At 35.1% G+C, this 21,445-nt stretch carries 15 protein-coding genes, 2 pseudogenes and 1 riboswitch; of the genes and pseudogenes, 6 read left to right on the top strand and 11 right to left on the bottom strand.

All coding sequences use genetic code 11. The features are described 5' to 3' along the window. Positions 1-285: 285 nt before the first annotated feature. Complete coding sequence (locus tag COE49_RS04785) at positions 286-1,461, bottom strand: DUF4272 domain-containing protein (protein WP_088231270.1); 1,176 nt, start codon at positions 1,459-1,461, stop codon at positions 286-288. A 416-nt stretch (positions 1,462-1,877) separates the two neighbouring features. On the opposite strand from COE49_RS04785, the gene COE49_RS04780 reads away from it, so the two are divergent. After that, a complete protein-coding gene (locus tag COE49_RS04780; RefSeq protein WP_098945739.1) occupies positions 1,878-4,058 on the top strand; it encodes an HYR domain-containing protein in 2,181 nt (726 codons plus the stop codon). Positions 4,059-4,126: 68 nt separating this feature from the next. Here the strand turns inward: COE49_RS04780 and nheC are convergent, their stop codons facing one another. From nheC to COE49_RS04755, 4 genes are all read right to left on the bottom strand, one after another. After that, entirely contained in the window at positions 4,127-5,206 is a 1,080-nt protein-coding gene (nheC, locus tag COE49_RS04775; RefSeq protein ID WP_098841120.1) for a non-hemolytic enterotoxin subunit C, read from the bottom strand. 107 nt (positions 5,207-5,313) lie between these two features. After that, the gene (nheB, locus tag COE49_RS04770) at positions 5,314-6,522 is read right to left on the bottom strand and encodes a non-hemolytic enterotoxin NHE subunit B (RefSeq protein WP_098253224.1); all 1,209 of its coding nucleotides are present in this window, start codon (positions 6,520-6,522) and stop codon (positions 5,314-5,316) included. A 32-nt stretch (positions 6,523-6,554) separates the two neighbouring features. Then, the gene (nheA, locus tag COE49_RS04765) at positions 6,555-7,715 is read right to left on the bottom strand and encodes a non-hemolytic enterotoxin NHE subunit A (protein WP_098945738.1); all 1,161 of its coding nucleotides are present in this window, start codon (positions 7,713-7,715) and stop codon (positions 6,555-6,557) included. A gap of 603 nt (positions 7,716-8,318) precedes the next feature. Further along, positions 8,319-10,145 (bottom strand): APC family permease, encoded by a 1,827-nt coding sequence (locus tag COE49_RS04755; protein ID WP_098253223.1) that lies wholly within the window; start codon positions 10,143-10,145, stop codon positions 8,319-8,321. Positions 10,146-10,289: 144 nt separating this feature from the next. Then, positions 10,290-10,436, bottom strand: a riboswitch (cyclic di-AMP (ydaO/yuaA leader). A gap of 140 nt (positions 10,437-10,576) precedes the next feature. On the opposite strand from COE49_RS04755, the gene COE49_RS27910 reads away from it, so the two are divergent. Next, complete coding sequence (locus COE49_RS27910; RefSeq protein WP_000031873.1) at positions 10,577-10,705, top strand: hypothetical protein; 129 nt, start codon at positions 10,577-10,579, stop codon at positions 10,703-10,705. A gap of 62 nt (positions 10,706-10,767) precedes the next feature. Here COE49_RS27910 and panE read toward each other — a convergent pair whose 3' ends face one another. Further along, positions 10,768-11,712: a 2-dehydropantoate 2-reductase gene (gene panE, locus COE49_RS04750; RefSeq protein ID WP_088231263.1), complete on the bottom strand. Its 945-nt coding sequence runs from the start codon at positions 11,710-11,712 to the stop codon at positions 10,768-10,770. Positions 11,713-11,878: 166 nt separating this feature from the next. On the opposite strand from panE, the gene COE49_RS04745 reads away from it, so the two are divergent. After that, complete coding sequence (locus tag COE49_RS04745; RefSeq protein ID WP_088231262.1) at positions 11,879-13,354, top strand: hypothetical protein; 1,476 nt, start codon at positions 11,879-11,881, stop codon at positions 13,352-13,354. 167 nt (positions 13,355-13,521) lie between these two features. Here COE49_RS04745 and trhO read toward each other — a convergent pair whose 3' ends face one another. Beyond that, a complete protein-coding gene (gene trhO / locus COE49_RS04740) occupies positions 13,522-14,481 on the bottom strand; it encodes an oxygen-dependent tRNA uridine(34) hydroxylase TrhO (RefSeq protein ID WP_088231261.1) in 960 nt (319 codons plus the stop codon). A 480-nt stretch (positions 14,482-14,961) separates the two neighbouring features. Between trhO and COE49_RS04735 the strand changes: the two genes are divergently transcribed. From COE49_RS04735 to pssA, 3 genes are all read left to right on the top strand, one after another. Beyond that, positions 14,962-16,257, top strand: coding sequence for an Nramp family divalent metal transporter (locus tag COE49_RS04735; RefSeq protein ID WP_088231260.1), 1,296 nt, complete (start codon positions 14,962-14,964; stop codon positions 16,255-16,257). A 147-nt stretch (positions 16,258-16,404) separates the two neighbouring features. Next, positions 16,405-16,935 carry a GNAT family N-acetyltransferase gene (locus COE49_RS04730; protein ID WP_088231259.1) on the top strand — a complete coding sequence of 177 codons (531 nt, stop codon included), beginning with the start codon at positions 16,405-16,407 and terminating at the stop codon, positions 16,933-16,935. Between the two features lie 457 nt (positions 16,936-17,392). After that, complete coding sequence (gene pssA, locus COE49_RS04725) at positions 17,393-17,884, top strand: CDP-diacylglycerol--serine O-phosphatidyltransferase (RefSeq protein ID WP_088231258.1); 492 nt, start codon at positions 17,393-17,395, stop codon at positions 17,882-17,884. A gap of 134 nt (positions 17,885-18,018) precedes the next feature. Here the strand turns inward: pssA and COE49_RS04720 are convergent. From COE49_RS04720 to COE49_RS04700, 4 genes and pseudogenes are all read right to left on the bottom strand, one after another. Continuing rightward, positions 18,019-18,255 (bottom strand): annotated as a pseudogene (locus tag COE49_RS04720) (DDE-type integrase/transposase/recombinase); the annotation flags it as partial. 26 nt (positions 18,256-18,281) lie between these two features. Beyond that, positions 18,282-18,776 (bottom strand): hypothetical protein, encoded by a 495-nt coding sequence (locus tag COE49_RS04715; protein ID WP_098253220.1) that lies wholly within the window; start codon positions 18,774-18,776, stop codon positions 18,282-18,284. A 53-nt stretch (positions 18,777-18,829) separates the two neighbouring features. Then, positions 18,830-19,222: pseudogene (locus COE49_RS04710) on the bottom strand (collagen-like protein). Positions 19,223-20,093: 871 nt separating this feature from the next. Beyond that, positions 20,094-21,194: an RNA-guided endonuclease TnpB family protein gene (locus tag COE49_RS04700; RefSeq protein WP_098945742.1), complete on the bottom strand. Its 1,101-nt coding sequence runs from the start codon at positions 21,192-21,194 to the stop codon at positions 20,094-20,096. Positions 21,195-21,445 lie beyond the last annotated feature (251 nt).

Below are 21,445 nucleotides of genomic sequence, written 5' to 3'. Positions count from 1 at the left end.
TTACATATCCTTTCCTGTATTTCCTTTTCGTTACAAGCATTATACAGCTTTATGTAAAAAATTCGAATACCGAATTTTTTCTAACTGAACTTCTACTACACTTAATATATACAACGAAACCTTATTGTATATATTTATAAACTCAATATAGATGCTCTTGAAACATGTAAATCGATTTATATTTGATTCATTCTTTTTGTTTTTTTTGTAGTAACGATAACAAACATTAAACATCGTTGATGGAACTTCCTTAATAAAAAAGCTCTACAAAACAAAGAATATAGATTATGTATCCATAGAAATGCAGTCCCAATCTTCATTTCTATGATTGATTAGCCAGAACAAGCCCCTTCGTCTTTCAATAACAATACTTTCCTGCATACCTGCAGTTGCTTCTCTCTCATTAATTCTATCATGTACACAAGCCCAATGAAGCCGATAAATGAGGTCGGCCTCGTCCAACATCTCTTCTGCACTTCGCAATCTTGTTTGTTGATAAAATTCATTAAAAGAACTACAATCAGAAACAAGTTTAATTGCGTAATGACAATCACAGATATCTTTTGGAAATTTCAGTGTATTTATGAGTCCTATTGACCAAAGTAAAACCCATTGGGCTTCATACTGCCATGTAATCTGTATTGCTTCTTTCTGGTCAGGGTGCTCTGAATTTAGGAAATTTCTTTCCTGCTTCGTTAATGATTCAACCACATCGAATTTGTTCAGCAGCTCCATGACGAACTCTTTGGAAGTTTTCAAATCACCTTCTTGGGCAACATCACAAGCATATTGTATGACAATCAGCAAAGCTACCGCTCTCTTCGTAATCTCTTCTCGACTTCTTAACTGAATACTTGTCAAAGGAGGCAATTGAGGCAACCCTTCGATATATGGAATCCCTTTATCTTGCAGGTAGCTTATCGATTTCTGTCTTCTTTTTTCCCCATCGGTAGAAGTACTATTCTGTCCCGTTATTTTTTTCGTACATGCGTGAGGAGTAAATTCTGAAGGACCAGAGGATCCATCGGGAAATACGATTACTTGTCCATCCTTCCCGATGAGAGTTCGATCAGGGATAAAACCAATACCGTTTACCTGATTAAGTAACTTAAGGAACAGCTCCACGTAGTCATCACTATAATCCTTCTTCGTCTCTATAGCAATTATGGTATTAATTACAGAAATCTGTGCCAAAACCATCCTCTTAAGACGTTCTTCTTGAAATGCAATTTGATCGTACATATGCATCATTCCAGGAATATTATTGGAAAAATAATCAGGAGATGATTCTTCAGAATCCACCCGAATAATAATTTTATTTTTGCCAAATAGTCCCTTTGATTGAATAGTATATTCATTTTTATTGCGTTCAACCTTGAATCTATTTTGGAAAACTTGAGTAATGAAACCTTCTATATCATTTGTATCGTTCCTTGATGCGAATATCGTGAAAAATCTCAATTTTCCCCCTCCTCTAATTCTTATATTCATCTTATCTATTAAATTTAGAAAAAAAGAACATAAGTTGTTTAACATATTATACATGACTAATATATTAAACAGCCATTTTATTATGGCTTGTTCTTCAACTAAAGTCCGTATTAGTGAAATAATCTAACCTACGTTTTTGAGCTTCGATACCACGCTACTACTTCTCGTTCAATCCCCAATACTAGCTGCTCCTTTTCTTTGATTCTACAGAAAGGATAGCGTGTTTTTTCATTTTAGGGGGGGATTTTAAATAAATGAGAGTTTGTCCAAACCCTATTTTTAGAAGTTCATATACTATAGTGTGCGAACTAATATTTTGCACAGTTTGATTTATATTCCAAATGTTAGACAAGCTCGATTAAAAATAATAAGAAGGTGAGTATTTCATGTTAGAAGAAAGTTTATCTAAGAAAATGAGTGCACCACAAAGACAACAAATTATAAACCAAAATAATGGACATAGAGAAAATAGAGATAATTCATCCATATCAATACAGCAAGTGGACTCAACTGATTTTCGAATCTCAACATTAAATGGAAATCCCGAAAATGAGCCTACTGTTGGGGTCAATCCAAATAATCCAATGTCAATTATTGCTGCTTCTCACGCCTATACGCTTCCAAGTGGGTTTCCTCAATTTGGATTATATCGATCCACTAATGGTGGGGCCACATTCACGACTAATTTTCTCCCAGTCCCAGCAGGGTTCAGAAATACTGGCGATCCAATCATAGACGCCGATCTAAACAATAGGTGGCTATTAGCCGGTATCGCTGTTCAACCTCTTTCATCAACAGTAGATAGAGCATCAATCATTGTTTATCGGTCAGTTGACGATGGAGCAACCTTTTCTAATGCCATTAACGTTTCTGGTATAAATAACAATTTCTTTGATGATAAAGAATATCTTGCATTCGACAAGACCTCATCAAGTTCGTTTGTAGGGAATGCCTATATTAGTTATACTAGGTTTACTAATGATACAGGAACCTCTCAAATTTTACTTCAAAGGTCTATAGATGGTGGATCAACATGGCTGCCACCAGTTGCAATCTCAGGGGTAATTGCAGGACCTACCTCCTTTGTACAAGGATCAAATGTTCAAGTAGGTCCGAATGGGGAAGTATATGTCGCTTGGATTGAGGGAGATTTCACTAGCGCCACATTTCGAATTCGCCGATCAGATGATGGCGGGGTAACATTCGGTCCCACTGTTAATGTCAGTGCTATTATTCGAGTTCCCGATCCTCTAACTCCAGCGGTCCCTACCTGGGCATTCCGTGTACCTACCTTTGCTTTTCTCGCGGTAGATAGATCAGAATGTTTTGGCTCTGCAAACTTTGCGAGGGTGTATGCTGTATGGCAAGCTAACGACCCAACAAATGCTCATATCCTTTTGTCTTTCTCCGATAATGGCGGAGCCACATGGTCAGCCCCAATACGTGTTGATAATAGTCCTGAGAATACCCAAAATTTTTTCCCGTTTGTAGCAGTTTCCCCATGTAGTGGCACCGTAACCGTGATTTACTATACAAACCGGGAATCTTCTTCTCTTCTAGATGTTTTTTTAGCAGTTTCGACTAATGGTGGAGCCACATTTACAAATACACGGATAACAGACGTTTCTTTTGACCCTAACGCCGATCCTTCCTTTGGTAATCCGTGCACATTTATAGGCGATTATATCTTTTCTGCCTTTATTCCTCCAGCTTTGCCGGAACCGGAAAAGTTAATCTCAGTATGGACTGACACTCGGAGCAACAACAGTCAAGATATCTTTGGCAACATCAGTGATCTTGAACGGATCCCATCCATCAGCTGTCCTGGTAATATCACTCAGGATAATGACCCGGGTGTTTGTGGGGCGATAGTGAACTATCCACCGCCAACTGTAAGTACTAGCTGTCCTGGAGTGACTTTTAGCTGCAGCCCTGCTTCTGGATCCCTATTTCCAGTAGGTGAAACCACTGTCACTTGCACTGCTACTGACATTTGTGGAGGAACTGGAGAATGCTCTTTTACGGTTACAGTAAACGATACTGAACCACCAAAAATCCAATGCCCTAACAATATTACAAAAGCAAATGATCCTGGTGAATGCGGTGCTATTGTTACATTTCAACCTACGGTTACAGATAACTGTCCAGGTGTAACTTTTTCCTGTTCGCCAGCTTCTGGATCCTTCTTCTCTGTAGGAACCACTCCTGTGACTTGTACAGCCACAGATGCATCTGGAAACACAGCTACATGTTCCTTTACCGTCACAGTAAATGATACTGAACCACCGATCATCAATTGTCCTGCCAACATTACTGTAGCTATTGCACCTTGTCAGGTAGAACCTATAGTCAACTTTGCACCTACTGCAAGCACCAACTGTGGTGTAGCTTCGGTGACTTGCTTCCCACCATCCGGCTCCTTTTTTAATGTGGGAACCACTACCGTAACTTGTACGGCTACCGATATTCATGGAAATAGCAGCACTTGCAACTTTTATGTTACAGTGGTGCTACTACAACCTTGTATTGCACAATGCAGGTGTTTTAATTATTACAAGTGTTTGTAACATAATAATTAGGTAACTTAAATATAAGAACAGTAATTGCACAAAAAACGATAAATAACCGCCATTGTTTATTTCGCCACACCTTCATGTAATTTTTCTGTATAATCCTTTACATCCTTCCAGCTATCTTTTGCTGTATGTAAATCTTCTTTTATAAACGTAAACTCTTCAGGACTGATTCCTTTTACGTTTTGTAGTAAATTATTATATTTTGCCCCTACTGTATACCATTGATTTGATATGTTTTGCAGTGCTGTAATTGCTGCGTCAATTGTTTCTGTCATGTTTGTTGTTTTATTTTTCACATCAGTCAAAATTGCGACCTCTGCTTGTGCTCCTGAAATTCTATCTTTTAAATTGGCGATTTCTCTTTCTGCATTTGCGATATCGTTTTTCGCAATCGCAATCATCGGTCCGCCAGCAAGACATGTTATTAGCGCTGCGCAAAGTACACCACCGGCAATAACCATATCATTGCTCTTTTTGATCGAATCGTTATATGTATTGATTTGTTGCTCTAAAGCTGGAATGCCCGCATTCGTACTTGCTAAAATCGCCGTTAATTGATTTGTATCCTCTTTAAAACTATTTGTGTCTTTCGCCATTCTATCGCGAAAAGCTTTTAAATCCCCTAATAATACCTCTACCTCATTTTGATTCTTTACAATATCCGCATACAACTTTTCTAAATCAGCTTTTAATTTACCGCTATCCTTTTGATCAACCGCTACTAGCATGTCATTATAATACGTTTGAAAAGTATTATTGTAATCAATAATATTTTGATCCGTTTTCATAATTTGAGGTTTCATACTATTTAACCAATATGCTGCGTTAATTTTTGCATCTCTTTGGTGCTGCACCATATTCCCTTTAAACTCACCATTAATCGAACTTATTTTGCTCAAATCAGTCTCCTTTTGATTTTGAATTAATTTTGCATATGAATCCATCGCGAATATGCTCGATGTCGTTTGCGCCATTACATCTTGGAATCCTGCTGGTCCGAGAGAATAATTTTTCGCAGTTTCTTGTAATGTATTTACGTTTTGTTCCGCCGCGAAAGGATATAAAGGAAACGCATTACTCGTTGCCACCCCAGCAATCATTAACGTTAAAAGACATTTTTTATAAAATCTTTTCTGCATACTTTCCACCTTTTTTCTTTATAAGGATATAAAAAGCTCCTGCTCACAACTGAACAGGAGCTTTAACTCGTTTATCAATACTTAACGCTCTAACGATTCATATTCGATTATGCTTTTTTTGTATCTACTACTTTAATATCTTCAGCATAAATTTTTTCTGCATAGTCTTTAATGTTTTTCCAGCTATCTTTCGAAATGTTTAAATCTTCTTTAATAAAAACAAGGTCATTCGGATTAATTGAATCTACATTTTGAAGTAAAGAATTGTATTTTGATCCCATTGTGTACCATTGATTTGAAATGTTTTGCAATGCTGTAATTGCAGTGTCAATTGTATTTGTTAAATATTCCGTTTGAGTTTTAATGTTCGTTAGCCCTGCCACTTCTAATTGGGCAGTTGTAACTTGTCCAGTTATTTTTTGAATTTCAGCTTGTGCATTATCCAGTTCTTTTTTAGCTAGTACAATTCCAGCTGTACCACCACCTATAGCTCCTGCTCCACCTGCAATTAATGCGATTCCTAGCGGAGTTCCTGCGCCAGTAGCAATTACAACAGCACCACCGATAATTGCAATTGGGCCTAAAGCTGTCGCAACAGATGAACCGATGATAATTGCATTATATTTACTAATCGCTTCATTATACGTTGTGATTTGATTTTGCAATAGCGGAATTCCAGCATCTTGACTAGCTAATATAGATGTAATTTGATTTGCATCTCCCTTGAAATTTTGAGTATCCGACGTCATTTTATTTCGGAATTTCTTCAAGTCTTCTACTAATTGATCTACTTGCGCTTTATTTTCATTAATACTATTTGATAATCTAGTTAAACCTTTCGTAAGAGTTGCTTTATCCTTTGCATCTACCGCAGCAACTAACGTATCATAATAGTTTTGGAATTTTGTATTGTAATTAATAATATTTTGATTCGTTGAAATAAGCTGTGGTTTTAATACATCTAGCCATTGTTTCGCATTTCCTCTAGCTGTATCTTGGTGCTGGATCACTTTTCCTTTTAAAGCCGCATCAACAGACGATACATTACCAAAGTTAACATTACCTTGTTTAATAATTGTTAAAGCGTATAGATCCATTACTAAAGCGTTTGAACCTGTTCTTTCCATTGCGTCTTTCAGGCCTTCAGGTCCTAATGAATATTCTTCATAGTCATTATAAGCTTTTGCTACCGCATGAACTGGAGCTTGCTTTACTGCAGTTTCTGCTGCATACGTATGGGCCGGCATAATATTCCCTGCTGCAAATACTGCCATAAGTGCTGATAGAGCCATTACTTTATAAGGTTTTTTTGTCATTTTTCTTCTCTCCCTATATCGTTACTTATTTTTTAATGTACTTCAACGTTTGTAACGTAATCCTCAAATTGATTTGTTTGCTTATTCATTTCATCACTTACTTTTTTAAGTTGATTGAAATGTTTTTGAAGTAAACTACTGTCTGTATACATGCCTTCTCCAATATTAGTTTGAATTTGGATCATATTATTATTTAAAACTTTCCAATCCGTTAATAACGTTTCTAAAGTTGTAATTTGGCGATCAATTAGTTCTGTAAAGCTACTTACTTGATCTTCAATAAATGTAATTTGAGTCGCCTCCGCTTCAGTTTGTGATAACTTTTGAATTAGTGGCAATAACTCTTTTTGCTTTTGTTGAATACGAAGAGCAGATTCCCTCGTTTGACTATCTGCAGCATTTACAATTTCATTACTTAAAGTACCGATAGAAACAAAATCGATTGTTTTCGTTTGGGCAGTTTGATTTGTAATTGTAAATACTTGTTTACCGATATTAATAGAACCTTTAATAATTTCTTGTGGTCTATTCAAAATATTAGTAAGTTCAGCTTGAATTTCCCCTTGAATTCTTTTAATATCTTCTCTTAATTTCACAATATCTCCACTTGATCCTTGCAGTGTTTTTATTGCTTCATCAGCTTTAGTTGATAAATTGCTACTATCTTTTTCTAATACCGTTTTAAATCGATGTAACTCTAATAAATCTTGCTCCATGCTCCCTTGAATGCTTTGTACTTGCAATTGTAATTTTCCATATGCGCTTGTAAAATCTGCTTTTGCCTGTTCATCTTCATTTACATTTCCTGCCAGTTCATAGAGCTTACTATAATAGCTATTAAATCTAGTACTGTATCTCATCATCTCTTGATTTAAGTCGATTAGCTTCGGATTATATTCATCAATCCACTCTCTTACATTTGCCTTTGCAAACTTTTGATGATTCGTCAAACTACTCATAGCGCTCACCTTAATATCCGGCTGTTGTAAAATAACTAATCCGTATGCTTGTATAAGCGGTGACTGCGATCCTAACATTCTAATTGAATTGGATAATGTATTTGGAGCAATTACATTTTGTGCATATACTGTTTTCAACTCTGGTTGCCCCTCTTTAGCGTAAGCGCTTACAGGAATAAAACAACTCGTAGATACTGCTGTAACCAATAACCCTGTAATTAAAGTCTTTTTCACTTTAACTCCTCCTATGTATTAGCAACTATTACTATCGCATTTTATTATTCTATTTTTTTGCACATGATTTGAGATGGTAAAAATAGAGAACATTATCACCGTGATTCATGTACGAATCACCTATCTCAAATTTTATTGCTACAGTACTAACTTATTGTTATAAAACATTTCATAACTTTTCATATGTGCTTAGTGTGAATAATATTGTATAAAATTTCTATATTACCGCAAGTCCAGCATTCGCACAGTGAATATATCACCTGAAAATATTATTCATTTTAAACTAATTAACGTACGAAAGTATGAAATTTTGTTTTGTTTTCATGTAAGTTTTGTACTGTAAGGTCATTTAAACACAGCTATTTATATACCGTAAAGAAGTATTTTCATTCCCTTTATTTTCAAGCTCTCATGTCCTTATTCCAAAATAAAATTCGATTCATTTTCTCAATTGAAATATCCATATATCACAACAGAAAACTCTACTTGCTTACAATAAATAAAATTATGTTAATATAATTTTTAAGTGTGTATGCAATTATGCATAGCATATACACAAAAAGGATAGCTTCACTTTCGTGAAACTATCCTTAAAAAACACCCTTACTTTTTCAAATGATATGGAACTGTCGTAATAACAACATTTCGCTTATAGAGTAAATACGCACGTATGAGTAAACTAGACTGGTTATGAAGAATGTTATGCCAACCTTTTTTCGGAATAAACTGTGGTATAACGACCGTAACTCGGTAATTTGATTCACTCGCTTTATATTGCACTGTATCAATAAACTTGGTTAACGGCTGAATAATACTTCTATAATGAGAATGCAATGTAACAAGCCTTACTTCAGGTTGCCACTTCTTCCATTTCTCTTCAAATTTCTTTTCCTCTTCTCTGTCAAAAGCAACATATACAGCGATAACTTGATCTGCAGAAAGAGCCTTCGCATAGTTCAAAGAATTTTCTACTACATGAGTCATGCCTGCTACAGGAACGACAATTACATTTCCCTCAATCGGAACAATCCGTTCACAAGTTTTTAAACTTAATTGATCGCCCACTGCATCATAATGCTTCTTAATTCGATGGAATAAGAAGATGATAACAGGTAAGAAAATAAGAATCGACCACACTTGTGCGAATTTAGTTAAAAAGAACATGATCATTACGATAAAACTAATGACTGCCCCAATTAAATTAACCGTTAATCTCAAAGCCCATCCTTCAGGCTTTTCACGAAGCCACTTTAATACCATTCCAGTTTGAGAAAGTGTAAATGGAATAAATACACCGACTGCATATAACGGAATTAAATGTTCTGTTTGTCCTTGGAAAGCTACAATTAAAATAATCGAAGCGATTCCAAGTATAATAATACCGTTTGAGTAACCTAAGCGGTCTCCTCTAATCGTAAACATTCTCGGTATGAATTTATCTTTTGCAAGGTTAACCGCTAATAAAGGAAATGCAGAGTACCCTGTATTAGCAGCAAGAATTAATATTAAAGCTGTTGTACCTTGTATGAAATAGTACATGAAATTACGTCCAAATGTTTGTTCAGCAATTTGTGAAACAACTGTTACTTCTTTACTTGGGGAAATTCCATAATAATAAGCTAAGAAAACAATTCCTGAAAATAAAACTGCAAGTAATGCACCCATTGCAAGCAATGTTTTCGCTGCATTGTTAGGTGCAGGATCTTTAAAGTTTGGAATTGCGTTTGAAATTGCTTCAACCCCTGTTAAAGCTGAACTACCTGATGCAAATGCTCTTAACAGTAAAAACAAACTAATTCCCGCAACCGGTGTTCCAATCGGTGAATGTAGCGTAGGTGAAACGTGACCAGTTAAAATATTGTATACCCCTACACCAATTAATATAAATAATGCTAAAACAAATAAATAAACAGGATATGCCAAAATGGAAGCTGATTCAGTTACCCCTCTTAAATTTAAAATGGTAATTAGTATTACAAATATAATTGCAATAATTACATTATGTGCATGTAGGCTAGGAAAGGCAGATGTGAGCGCATCTGTACCTGCAGATACACTTACTGCGACCGTTAAAATATAATCGACTAATAAAGACCCTCCTGCTATTAAGCCTGGATTCATCCCTAAATTCTCTTTTGATACAACATACGCGCCTCCGCCATGAGGATAAGCAAAAATAATTTGTCGATAAGATAAAATAAGAGCTGTTAGTAATACTAATACCCCTATAGCAATCGGGATGGAGTACCAATAAGCTACTGCGCCAAGACCCGCTAGCGCGATTAATATTTGCTCTGGGCCGTATGCAACCGATGACAATGCGTCAGAAGACAAAATTGCTAGCGCCTTCGTTTTATTAAGCTTTTGTTCTCCAAGCTCTGTTGATTTTAACGGCCTTCCAATTAAAAACTTTTTGATAGATGAAACCACTGCTGTCCACTCTCCAATAATTTTGTACGAAATTTTCTGCTAGTTACAGATCATAAACTATTTCTTCAGAAAACAAAAAATGTCTACAAGCCATAACGAAATAGACTTGTAGACATTATTTTTTTTGTCGCACAAGCTCCACCTTCCTTCTCAATATAACGCTTACGAGGTTAGCTGTCGGATTCGGGCCTATGAGTAGCCCTACCTTTTTCAAGGATTCACCCCATTGGATTATGTATTAATCCATAAAAACGGGTCCCCCGTACCATGCGGTTTCAGCGATTTAGAAAATTGAAACTGTGGATTATAATACTCCTTTATTTTCAAAAAGTAAACAAAAATTTTCAAAAAGAAAATAATTAAAATGATTGTGTATAATCCACCGATAAATATACATAATGAATACTAAAAAATCCGCAAAGGAGACCCATATGTCTAAAGAAAAGAAGCCTATTTTTTCCGATTCATATTTAGATGCAGTAGCAAATGAAATTAATCAGTTATACGGTAAACGTGAACAGGAAATAAATTTGACAGATAGAACGAAAAGAAACAAATAATTTGCCATACAAAAACAAAAAAGATAGCAATACACTTATATATTGCTATCTTTTTTATTTTTTCATACATCTAATTCTATTACAGCCTTACTAAAGCTTATCTCTTCATACACCTTTAAATTTTGATATACAGCGCCTAATAATGGTGCTTTTATAGAAAATTGCTCTGCTAAATCCAGTAAATATCCTTGCAAGTGTTTCCCTTCAATGAATGAACCTTTTTCCATATCTCGCTGCATCGATGACTTCATATCATACGAAATTTTATCGATCGTTTTCATATGTTCTTGGGCAATATTTTCCTTTACTGGAGCTCCTAACGCCCTCATGATTTGTACAGATTCTTCAAATAAGTTTCGGATAAAATCACGACCACCCTCGCTTTCACGAATCGGTCCTATCGGCGCACGCATTAATGTTGTCACACCTGACATTACAGTAATAAATAAATATTTCTGCCACATATCTTGCGTAATATTTTCACTTAAAACAAAACTAGATTTCGTACCTGCAAAAGCTTTAGAAATACGCTCTATCCTCGCTGAATCTTGAGGCTTAATTTCTCCAAATACAAGTCTGTTAGCAGTACTAGTCTGTACAATTTCACCTTGATCATTTAACGTCGTCTCGATAAAGCATAGACCCCCAATTACTTTTTCATCGCCGAATTCCTTTTGTAACAATGATAAATGAGCAATACCATTTAGCAATGGAATTATTACGGTATTTTCACCTACAAACGGCTTTACATCTATAATCGCATCGTTTAAATGATACGCCTTTGTTGAGAATAAAATCACATCAAATGGAGCAGTCCGATCTTCTTTCGTTATTAATTTTGGTTGAAAGGAAAAATCCCCGTTAACACTACGAATTACAAGTCCCTTTTCCTGTAATTGCTGCTTTCGTCTACTACGAACGAGAAATGTTACATTCTCTCCCTTTTCTACTAATCGGCCACCAAAAAAGCCTCCGACGCCTCCAGCTCCTAATACTAAAATACGCATACTAATCCCCCTTTTCAAAATATTAACTTTAGTATACATAACATTATACATGTCCCCTACTGAATAAGCTGAATTTTCATTCTTAACCCGATATAAAACAGTGGTTATTTTCAACTGAATTTGGGCATGTTGTTTCTATAGCATATATGGAAAGGAAACATTGTAGATGGAGGCAATACAAACAATTGAGGAAAAAGATGTAACAACAGCTGTATTTCAATTTATATTTCCGTTTTCATTTAAAACTGGATATGAACAAAATATGTTCCCTTTCTTACAAAAAAATGATTTTCGTCCCTTTCGACTCGATCATCTTGAAAATCAAAATACATACTACGGGAAGTTTAAAGTTTCACATCAAAATATGGAAGCATATTATCTTTCATTTACAAATAAAATTCTCTTTCCTCACTCAGAGCATCAAAAAGGATTACAACGTTACTCTAAAGATCTTAACTTAAGCGGACTATTAACAACAAATTTGATTTCTATTCCATTCACAGTACACTCAATCGATATAACATTATGCCCTTATGAACTTGGATTTTTAACAATACGAACCGAAGTGAACACTTCTCCAAATATGACGTTATCAGAGTCCATCGAATTCGCTTCTCGCTTCCGTGTTCTCGAAACAAAAAATGAAAGCGAAGAGAGGATTTGTATAGAATGTGACGGGAAAAAATATTCCCAAGTTGAAAGGTTCATTTTTGGTTATTTATTTTATGGCGTAACAGATTTCTTTGAGAAGAAGAGATTAAGAAGTTCATACTTTCAAACCTTCCCTTTCTTTGAAGACCAAAGAATGTACGTACAAACTTTATTGTCGCTAAAAAAAGATATGGAACTTCATGTAGTTGATGTGTATCGTACTTCTAGTTTATCTGGCTTAACAAGTGATGGTAATCCATATGTGAGCGCAAATAACCTTCCCTATATTCATGATTATTTAAAGCAACATGCCTACCAGAGATGGGCACCTAATCGTTATTTCATAATGGAGGAACATATTTTCACATGTATTACGAACGAAGATGACGATGAAATAGCGAAACTTGCTAGTCAAATGTACGGGGAGTTTTATTACGCTTTATTATTAAATCTATTTCATAAAATTGTTTTATTAAAAATGGCAAACGCTTATGCTGAGCTAAATATTGAACAAGATACAAATGAAATAGAGAAATTAATTTATTCGATTAACTCGTTTACAGCGAATTACTTTTCTTTAGAATTAGTATCTCAATCACAAAGTGAAGATATATTTTTCCGCTTAAGAAAGCTTTTTAACATTGAAATTTTATATGCAAACGCGAAACAAAATCTTGATAGTTTGTTTAAATATCAAGAAAATGTTGCGTCAAAAAAAGATAGCCTTTTATTATTAATTTTAACGCTTTACTCTGTAGTAGGCCAAATGTTAGGGTTTACTATGATCGATCTTCTAAAAAATACTGATTCCAACAAAGTGTCCTCACCTCTTGAATTTTTCGCTCTTTTAATAGCGATTAGCGGTATAGTCATTTCACTTATTTTAGGTGCGCAAGGTTTATATCAATGGGGTATACAGCATAGAAGAAGAAAAGCATGGGTAAAACAAACTGTACTGTCTGCTGTGAAAGAGAAAGATTATAAGAAGTAAAGAAGATTATTTTCAAATTACAAACACGTAGTGTAATTCAGTAAATGAAATTTTTACCAGCGATTTTTCAGATATATCGACTTACCAACACAAGGCAGAACCGGACGATATAAAAAGGGTACTCCAAAATGAAGTTTGGAGTACCCTTTTTATTACACAAATTTCACTTACTTCCCTGCTTCGATCTTCTCTAATGCAGCAGCTACTTGTTCTTCAGTTAATTCATGCTGTATTACGTAGCGGTTACGTGGGCTTACACGACACTCATGAGAACATGCACGTAAATATTTCGCTTCGTTTTCTTCAGAACATAAAATTTTCTTGTTACATTCTGGATTTGCACAGTTTACATAGCGCTCACAAGGTTCACCTGTAAAGTGGTCTTTACCAACGATAACATGCTCTTTTTGGTTTACTGGTACAGAGATACGCTCGTCAAATACGTAACATTGACCATCCCAAAGTTCACCTTGTACTTCAGGGTCTTTTCCGTACGTTACAATTCCGCCATGAAGCTGACTTACATCTTCATGACCTTCACGAACTAACCAACCAGAGAACTTCTCACAACGAATTCCGCCTGTACAGTACGTTAAAATCTTTTTACCTTCAAGCACCTCTTTATTTTCGCGAATCCAATCTGGTAATTCACGGAATGATTCGATATCAGGTTTAATCGCACCTTTGAAGTGACCTAAATCAAATTCATAATCATTTCGTGCATCAATGATAACTGTATTTTCTTGTTTCATTGCTTCATAAAAATCTTTCGGCTCTAAATACTTCCCAGTTATTTCGTGTGGGTTAATGTCATCTTCTAGACGAAGTGTAACTAACTCTGGACGAGGACGTACGTGCATTTTTTTGAATGCATGCCCTTCTTCTTCATCGATTTTAAACACGATGCCATCAAAACGTGGATCATTGTTCATTGCTTCCATGTATTTCTCTGTTTGCTCTACAGTACCAGAACAAGTTCCGTTAATACCTTCTTTAGCTACAAGGATTCTTCCTTTTAACTCAAGTGAATTACAAAATTCTAAATGTTCTGCAGCGAATTCTTCTGGGTTTTCAATTGTTGTGTACATGTAATATAGTAATACTCTATATGGTTTTGTAGTTGCCAATGTATTTCTACCACCTATCTAAATTTTAAAATCATGTATAAGTTAACGTTCATATCAAAACATATATAATAAGAAAATGAATCCCATTTTCTTCTCTTTATACTATTTTTTATAAGTTAACAAAAATAAAAAACAAGATTACACATCAAAACACTACGGTTATGTTGCAATCCCAATATATTATATATCATACAATTTCATTTCCATCAATTAATATGCTGTAATATAGGCTGTATGTTCACATAAATTTCAAAAACAACCCTCTAATTTATTATCTTCTCCTTTATTCAGCGGCCATAAACTCCCAAAATATTTTTGCATCATTACACCATTCTTTGCGCACAGTCATATAATTTGCATTAAGGAAACTTTTATGCTCAAATAAAAATGGCACATAATATATCCAAATGTATTGAAATAACGCGTAAAAATCAATACAATAATCTCAATTAAGTTAAGATTTCAAAGGGGAATACTACTATGAATAAAGATATAACAAAAGAGGAACAAGTCCCTTCTCAAAGCACAACCGTTCAATCCGCCCATTTAGCATTAAGCGGACAAACGAAAGGTTTGAAAAGACTATTACCATTTTTAGGTCCCGCTTTTATTGCTTCAGTTGCTTATATTGATCCTGGGAACTTCGCAACGAATATTGCTGCTGGATCACAATATGGTTATTTATTACTTTGGGTAATACTCGTGTCTAATTTAATGGCTGTATTAATTCAAACTTTATCCGCTAAATTAGGAATCGCTACAGGACGAAACCTTCCTGAAATCGCTCGAGAAAACTTCCCAAAACCGGTATCCATCGGTTTATGGATACAAGGCGAACTCGTTATTATGGCGACCGATTTAGCTGAATTTATTGGCGCCGCACTCGGATTATATTTATTATTCGGAATTCCAATGTTACCCGCCGCTTTAATTACAGCAGTTGGGTCGTTTATTATTCTCGAATTTCAACGCAGAGGCTTCCGTCCATTAGAAGCTATCATAACAGGGATGATTTTTATCGTTGTTATCGCTTTTGGTGTACAAGTCTTTTACGCAAAACCGGAATTAAGTCCTCTTCTTTCAGGACTTTTCATTCCAAAATTCCAAGGGGTAGACAGTATATTACTTGCAGCAGGAATTTTAGGTGCGACAGTTATGCCACACGCAATCTATTTACATTCGGCCTTAACACAGCGCCGCGTAGTCGGAACAAATGAGGAACAAAAGAAAAAGATTTTCCGTTTCGAATTCATTGATATTATTATTGCAATGGTTATCGCTGGAGCAATTAATGCAAGTATGTTAATTGTTGCTGCTGCACTGTTCTTTAAAAACGGCTTGCACGTCGAAGACCTTGATGTCGCCTTTAACCAATTTAGTAACTTAGTTGGTCCAGTATCCGCTGCTTTATTTGGAATTGGCTTGTTAATAGCGGGATTATCTAGCTCGTCTGTCGGTACAATGTCAGGTGATATTATTATGCAAGGATTCATTCGCATGCATATTCCGTTATATTTACGCCGATTTATAACAATGATTCCGCCTCTCGTTATTATCGCTTTAGGCGTAAATCCAACTTACGCTCTCGTTATGAGTCAAGTTGTATTATCCTTCGGTATTGCTTTTGCATTAGTACCGCTTATTATGTTTACAAGCAACAAAAAAATTATGGGTGCGCTCGTTAATCACCGCATAACAACCTTTATCGCTTGGATCATTGCTGCACTTGTTATCATTTTAAATATTTTCTTACTGTATCAAACATTTGTAGGGTAATGAAAAAAGGTATTCCAAATTGAATTTGGAATACCTTTTTCTTTAACCTAAGTCAAAATCACCATTACACCTTGAGTAATCTTTATTTTCAGATTAAATTATATAATAACAAATGCATTCTAGTTTCATAAGAAATGGAGTGAAAACATGTTTCCTAAATTAAAAACTGAGCGACTGATTTTAAGAGAACTTACTGAAGAAGATGCACCGGGTATACTACAATGCTTTTCTAATACTGATGTACTGCGCTATTATGGCCAAAAACCATTACAGAATGTAGATCAAGTAAAGCAAATTATTAATAATTTCAAGTTGAGTTACAATGCAAGAAACGGTATAAAATGGGGCATCGAATTAAAAGACAAGAAAGGGCTCATTGGAACAATTGGTTTTCACGATTGGTCTTCTGAGCATAAACGAGCAAATATTAGTTATGCCTTTTTGCCTGAACACTGGGGAAATGGATATGCTACTGAGGCAGTTTCTGAAGTTATATCTTACGGCTTCCATACTATTCATTTAAAGCGTATCGGTGCAATTGTCTTCCTTGAAAATGAGGCATCAAATAAAGTGCTATTAAAACTAGGGTTTGAAAAAGAAGGAGTTCTAAAAAATTATATGTATCAAGATGATATTCCATATGATACAAATTTTTATTCTTTATTAAAATCGGTTTAAAAGAACTCATATGTAAAAAAGAAACCTTACTCTCAAAAGTAAGGTTTTTTCAGGCTGTGGAGAAAGTCTTTTCATGTGTCAACACTGATAAAAAAGGGAAAAAAGAGAGATTTTTTATGATGAGTGCTTAAAAAAATCATCGTGATGAGCTTGTATCCGTTTCTATAGAAGAGTTAGTTCCACAAGACCATTTCCTTCGTACTATCGAAGCGACAATTAGTTTTCATTTTATTAAGGAAAAACTACCCGAAACTTCAACTATCAGGTGCTAATGTTCAACAACGTGTACCGAAAATGATCAAACATTTTTATAAACCAACATAACGGACAGGAAATCGGCTTTTCTCTTGTCGAAATTCACTTAGCATACAGTGGTCATATATTTTTAAGAATAACGGAAGAATATATAGAAAATGCTACATAAATGTGCAGTTTAATCAACTTAGGGGGGACAACCTTGTTCAATCATATGGTAAAAGCTATACCGAATTTATTTACGATTGGAAATTTATTGTGCGGTGTTTTTTCAATTACTATGAATATGAATGACTATTTGGAAGTAGCCTCCATTTTCATTTTCTTTTCAGCTGTTTTTGATTTTCTTGATGGAAGGATCGCGAGAAAATTAAAAGTGAACAGTGAGTTTGGTGTAGAATTGGATTCCTTAGCTGATATTGTTAGTTTCGGAGTTGCTCCTGCACTTTTATTTCATTCGATAGCAACACCATCTATTTTAACTTCTTTGGCATTTATCCTTTTCCCAACGATGGGTGCTTTAAGATTAGCTAAATTCAGTGTTAAACCAACCATTGGATATTTTAAGGGATTACCTATTCCAGCTGCTGGATTACCATTGGCTGGCATGGGATTGTTTTCATATAGCAATGCATGGATTACATTAATCCTCGCCCTCTTAATGGTAAGTCCAATTAAGTTTAAAAAATTTTAAGTGCGGGCTGCCCATCACCATCAAGACTTTACGGAATATCGTTTATTTGAGTAAGACTATAGAAATAGTAAAGGAGAGGTTCTGTTGCAAAGTTTGGAAAAAGCATAAACTAGTTGGTAAATAAGGATAAAGGTTTAAGCATTAGCTAGTAATGGTTGAATTTCATTGTACGTTGAAAAGGCGGAGTCTCTTTGAAGACTTTGCCTTTGTTTATATAGGGCATGAATGCTCTCGATACCTTTTATCGTACGTGAAGCATGACGAAGATTTTGGAATCCTACGAATTTGGCAAAACGTCTCCTTACATGCCTATGATCCTGTTCAATAAGATTGTTTAAATGTTTGATTGTACAATGGGTTGTAATTTGATAAACCGAGAGACCCTTTAGAATAGAAATCACTTTTGACACAAAACAATGATTTTATATGGTGTAGTTTGAGCTGGTATACTCATTGTTGTAAGACCATAAATAGCTATTAAATTTCGATTTACAAGATTACCTGTAAAAAATTGACCATTTGTTAATAAAATTTGAGTAGAAGGAGAAATATTTAATTTTAATTTCCCATCACTACTCTCCAACTGCTCATTAAAATAGTCTACTTTTACATTTTGATGCGGTGTATATTTTACAATAACAATTGCTTGAAATTGTGGTGGGAAAATGAGAGGAGCAGGAGCGTTAGCATCGTAAAACCCAGTTACTTTATCTCCTACTACTACCGTTGCATAGTCGATAAAATACGTATTTGGTTTCACTACAAAATTTATTAGATTCCCATAACCATTATATACGGACATTAATTTATTACATCCTATTTCTTCGTTTGATCCTGTTACAAAATCGTTAATCATAGTTATTGTACCATCAACTGATTGAAATTTTTTCATTCAAATACCTCTTTTGTTTATATAATTTAACCTCTATCGTTACTCTATAATTTTTAAATACATGTAAATGAAATAATCCTTCTTGTATCAATCCCCAAAAAAACCCAAAACCTACCGTTCCATCTAAAACCAGCAACAGACCTTGATCCTACAAAAATTAGGAAATACCAAAACTGTTCACCATTACTAAGTCATATATAAGTATTTCGAAATAAACATAATGAAATTGCTCCTGGATCAACAGCAAATGGTGAACCAGTTGATTGTTGAGGAATAAATGATGGGGGAGGAGCTGTTGAAGCTTGTGAACTTTGCTGTCCTGGAAAACTTGGTACACCCGGAAAAACTGGTATTCCAGGTATACCTGGAATCTGAGGACCAAGGAATTAACGATCGAAGCATTGCTCATAATTTATATAAGGAAAATATATTGACTCATTATACATTTAAAAACCACCTCTTTATTTTTAAAACACTATAAATTATTAATATGTAATGTTGTTCGTATAGGAAGNNCTTCCTATACGAACAACATTTTAAACAAAGCAAATATCAAACAGGAAAGTATACCTATCCCCTTTATTTTTCGGTATGAGGTAAAGGCTGGGGTAAAGTGGAGCGAGGAGCTAGCCTCTCCTAATGTCATAAAAAAATAAAGAGTGATAGGAATTCATCAAACCTGAAAATTACCTAAAATAAAAAAAGAATTACCCTTGGTCAAAAACAGACTGTAGGGAAAAAGTATACATTCAAAACACTATAAATAAAGAATCTAAAAACTACATGAACAAAAACAAACATCTCATTGATATACAACTGATTCGAAGTCATTCACATTACTCTAAGGACTATCCAAAGTAATAATGACCCATACTAAAAATAGATATAGACGCTTAGATGAAATGGGTGATCAATATGTATATGCCAATGGAACAAGAGATTAGAGGATATTTAGTTACAGGTTCCTGTCTTGTAATTATAGTTTCTTTAATACTTCTCATTTATTGGCTCTTTAAGTACAAAGAAAAAAATATCATCTGGTTTATTGCACACTTCTTAACACTTGCTTTAAGTTTATTCCTTTTGATAAATCTACTAATCGGACCTAACTTTTCTAATTATCCTATGACATCAGAGGATAATTCACTTCAATTGGTCTTATCAGGAATCACTTGGATAGTAAGTATTATTCTCCTCTTAAAAGGAATTTTGAAGTTTATTAAACGAAACGTTCGTAAGTGAACTACCCACCACTTAGTATCTCTTACGAGCTTACCCCAAAGTGGGGGCTTCTCGGTTTATCGCTACTTTTGATAGCTAACGAATTTGTCTTAGGACAGCCGAGCTAACTCCCNNGTTATAGTCACGACTGATTGTGAGTCCACACGAACACGCATACGTGCGTTCACATAATGGCATTTCTTTTTTGTTTCCACAACGACTACACATCTTTGTAGAAGGAAACCATCTATCTATTTTTACAAGCTGTTTTCCTCGGTCTTGTAGCTTATATGCTAAAAATGTCGTGAACATCCTCCAACCGTTATCCGCTACACTCTTAGCAAAGCGAAGTGCTTGTGACATTCCTTGCATATGTAAGTCTTCTATTGCTACAACGTCAAAACTCGTAGCTAATTCTTTAGACTTGTGATGAAGGAAGTTTTTACGTTGATTGGCGACTTTTTCATGTAACTTCGCTACACGAATGCGTTGTTTATTCCAGCGCGCTGAATCTTTTACACGTCTTGCTAATACTCGTTGTGCCTTTGCTAATCTGTCTAACATCTGACGATAAAAGCGAGGATAATTGGCTTTCTCATCTTCGCTACTCACGTACAATTCAGCCATTGCGAAGTCTAATCCAACTCCACTTTCTACTTCTTTTTGAGCGATTTCTTTTTCATATTCGGTCAAAATAGACACGTAATACTTACCAGTTGGTGTCATCGAAATCGTGCACGATTTGATGATATGGTTTTGCGGTATCTCTCTATGCTGCTTCAATTTCACCATTTTCAATTTCGGTAATTTGATATAACCATGAAATAACATAATATTTCCGTTTACTCGATTCGTTGTATAAGATTTTCTACTTTTTCTACTTTTGAATGTAGGAAAATCACTTTGTCCACTAAAAAAATTCTTATAGGCAGTTTGCAAGTTTAATTGAGCGTTAGCCAACGCTAAGGAATCGACTTCTTTCAACCATTCATACTGCGCCTTGTATTTCGCAGGAGTAGGGAATTTTTGTTTCTTTAGCTCTTCCTTGTTCTCTTTGTATGTTTCGTATATTTCTTTCCGCTCAGCCAGCATTTTATTATACACAAAGCGTACACACCCGAAAGTTTTACGAATGAGATGTGCTTGTTCTTCTGTTGGATACAGACGAAATTTGTACGCCTTATTATACTTTGTCATATCCATTCATCTCACTTTTCGCTTCATTTCCCATAAGCTATGACGGTGATCACACAACCTGAACAATAACATGATTATTATCTACTTTCATTGTTATACCAAACTTTACCTCTTATAAGACTGCGTATATCAGAGGCGAAATAAATAGGAAAATCAAATGTTTGGCTACGCCAAACCGAAATTCATCTCCCACCTACCGCTAGACTATCGTCTTTCACACGCCCCAGGAAGGAGACTTCTTTCGGATAATG

This window comes from Bacillus sp. AFS029637, from assembly GCF_002584985.1.
Taxonomy (GTDB): Bacteria; Bacillota; Bacilli; order Bacillales; family Bacillaceae_G; genus Bacillus_A.
This window is presented reverse-complemented; position numbering and strand designations above follow the sequence as displayed.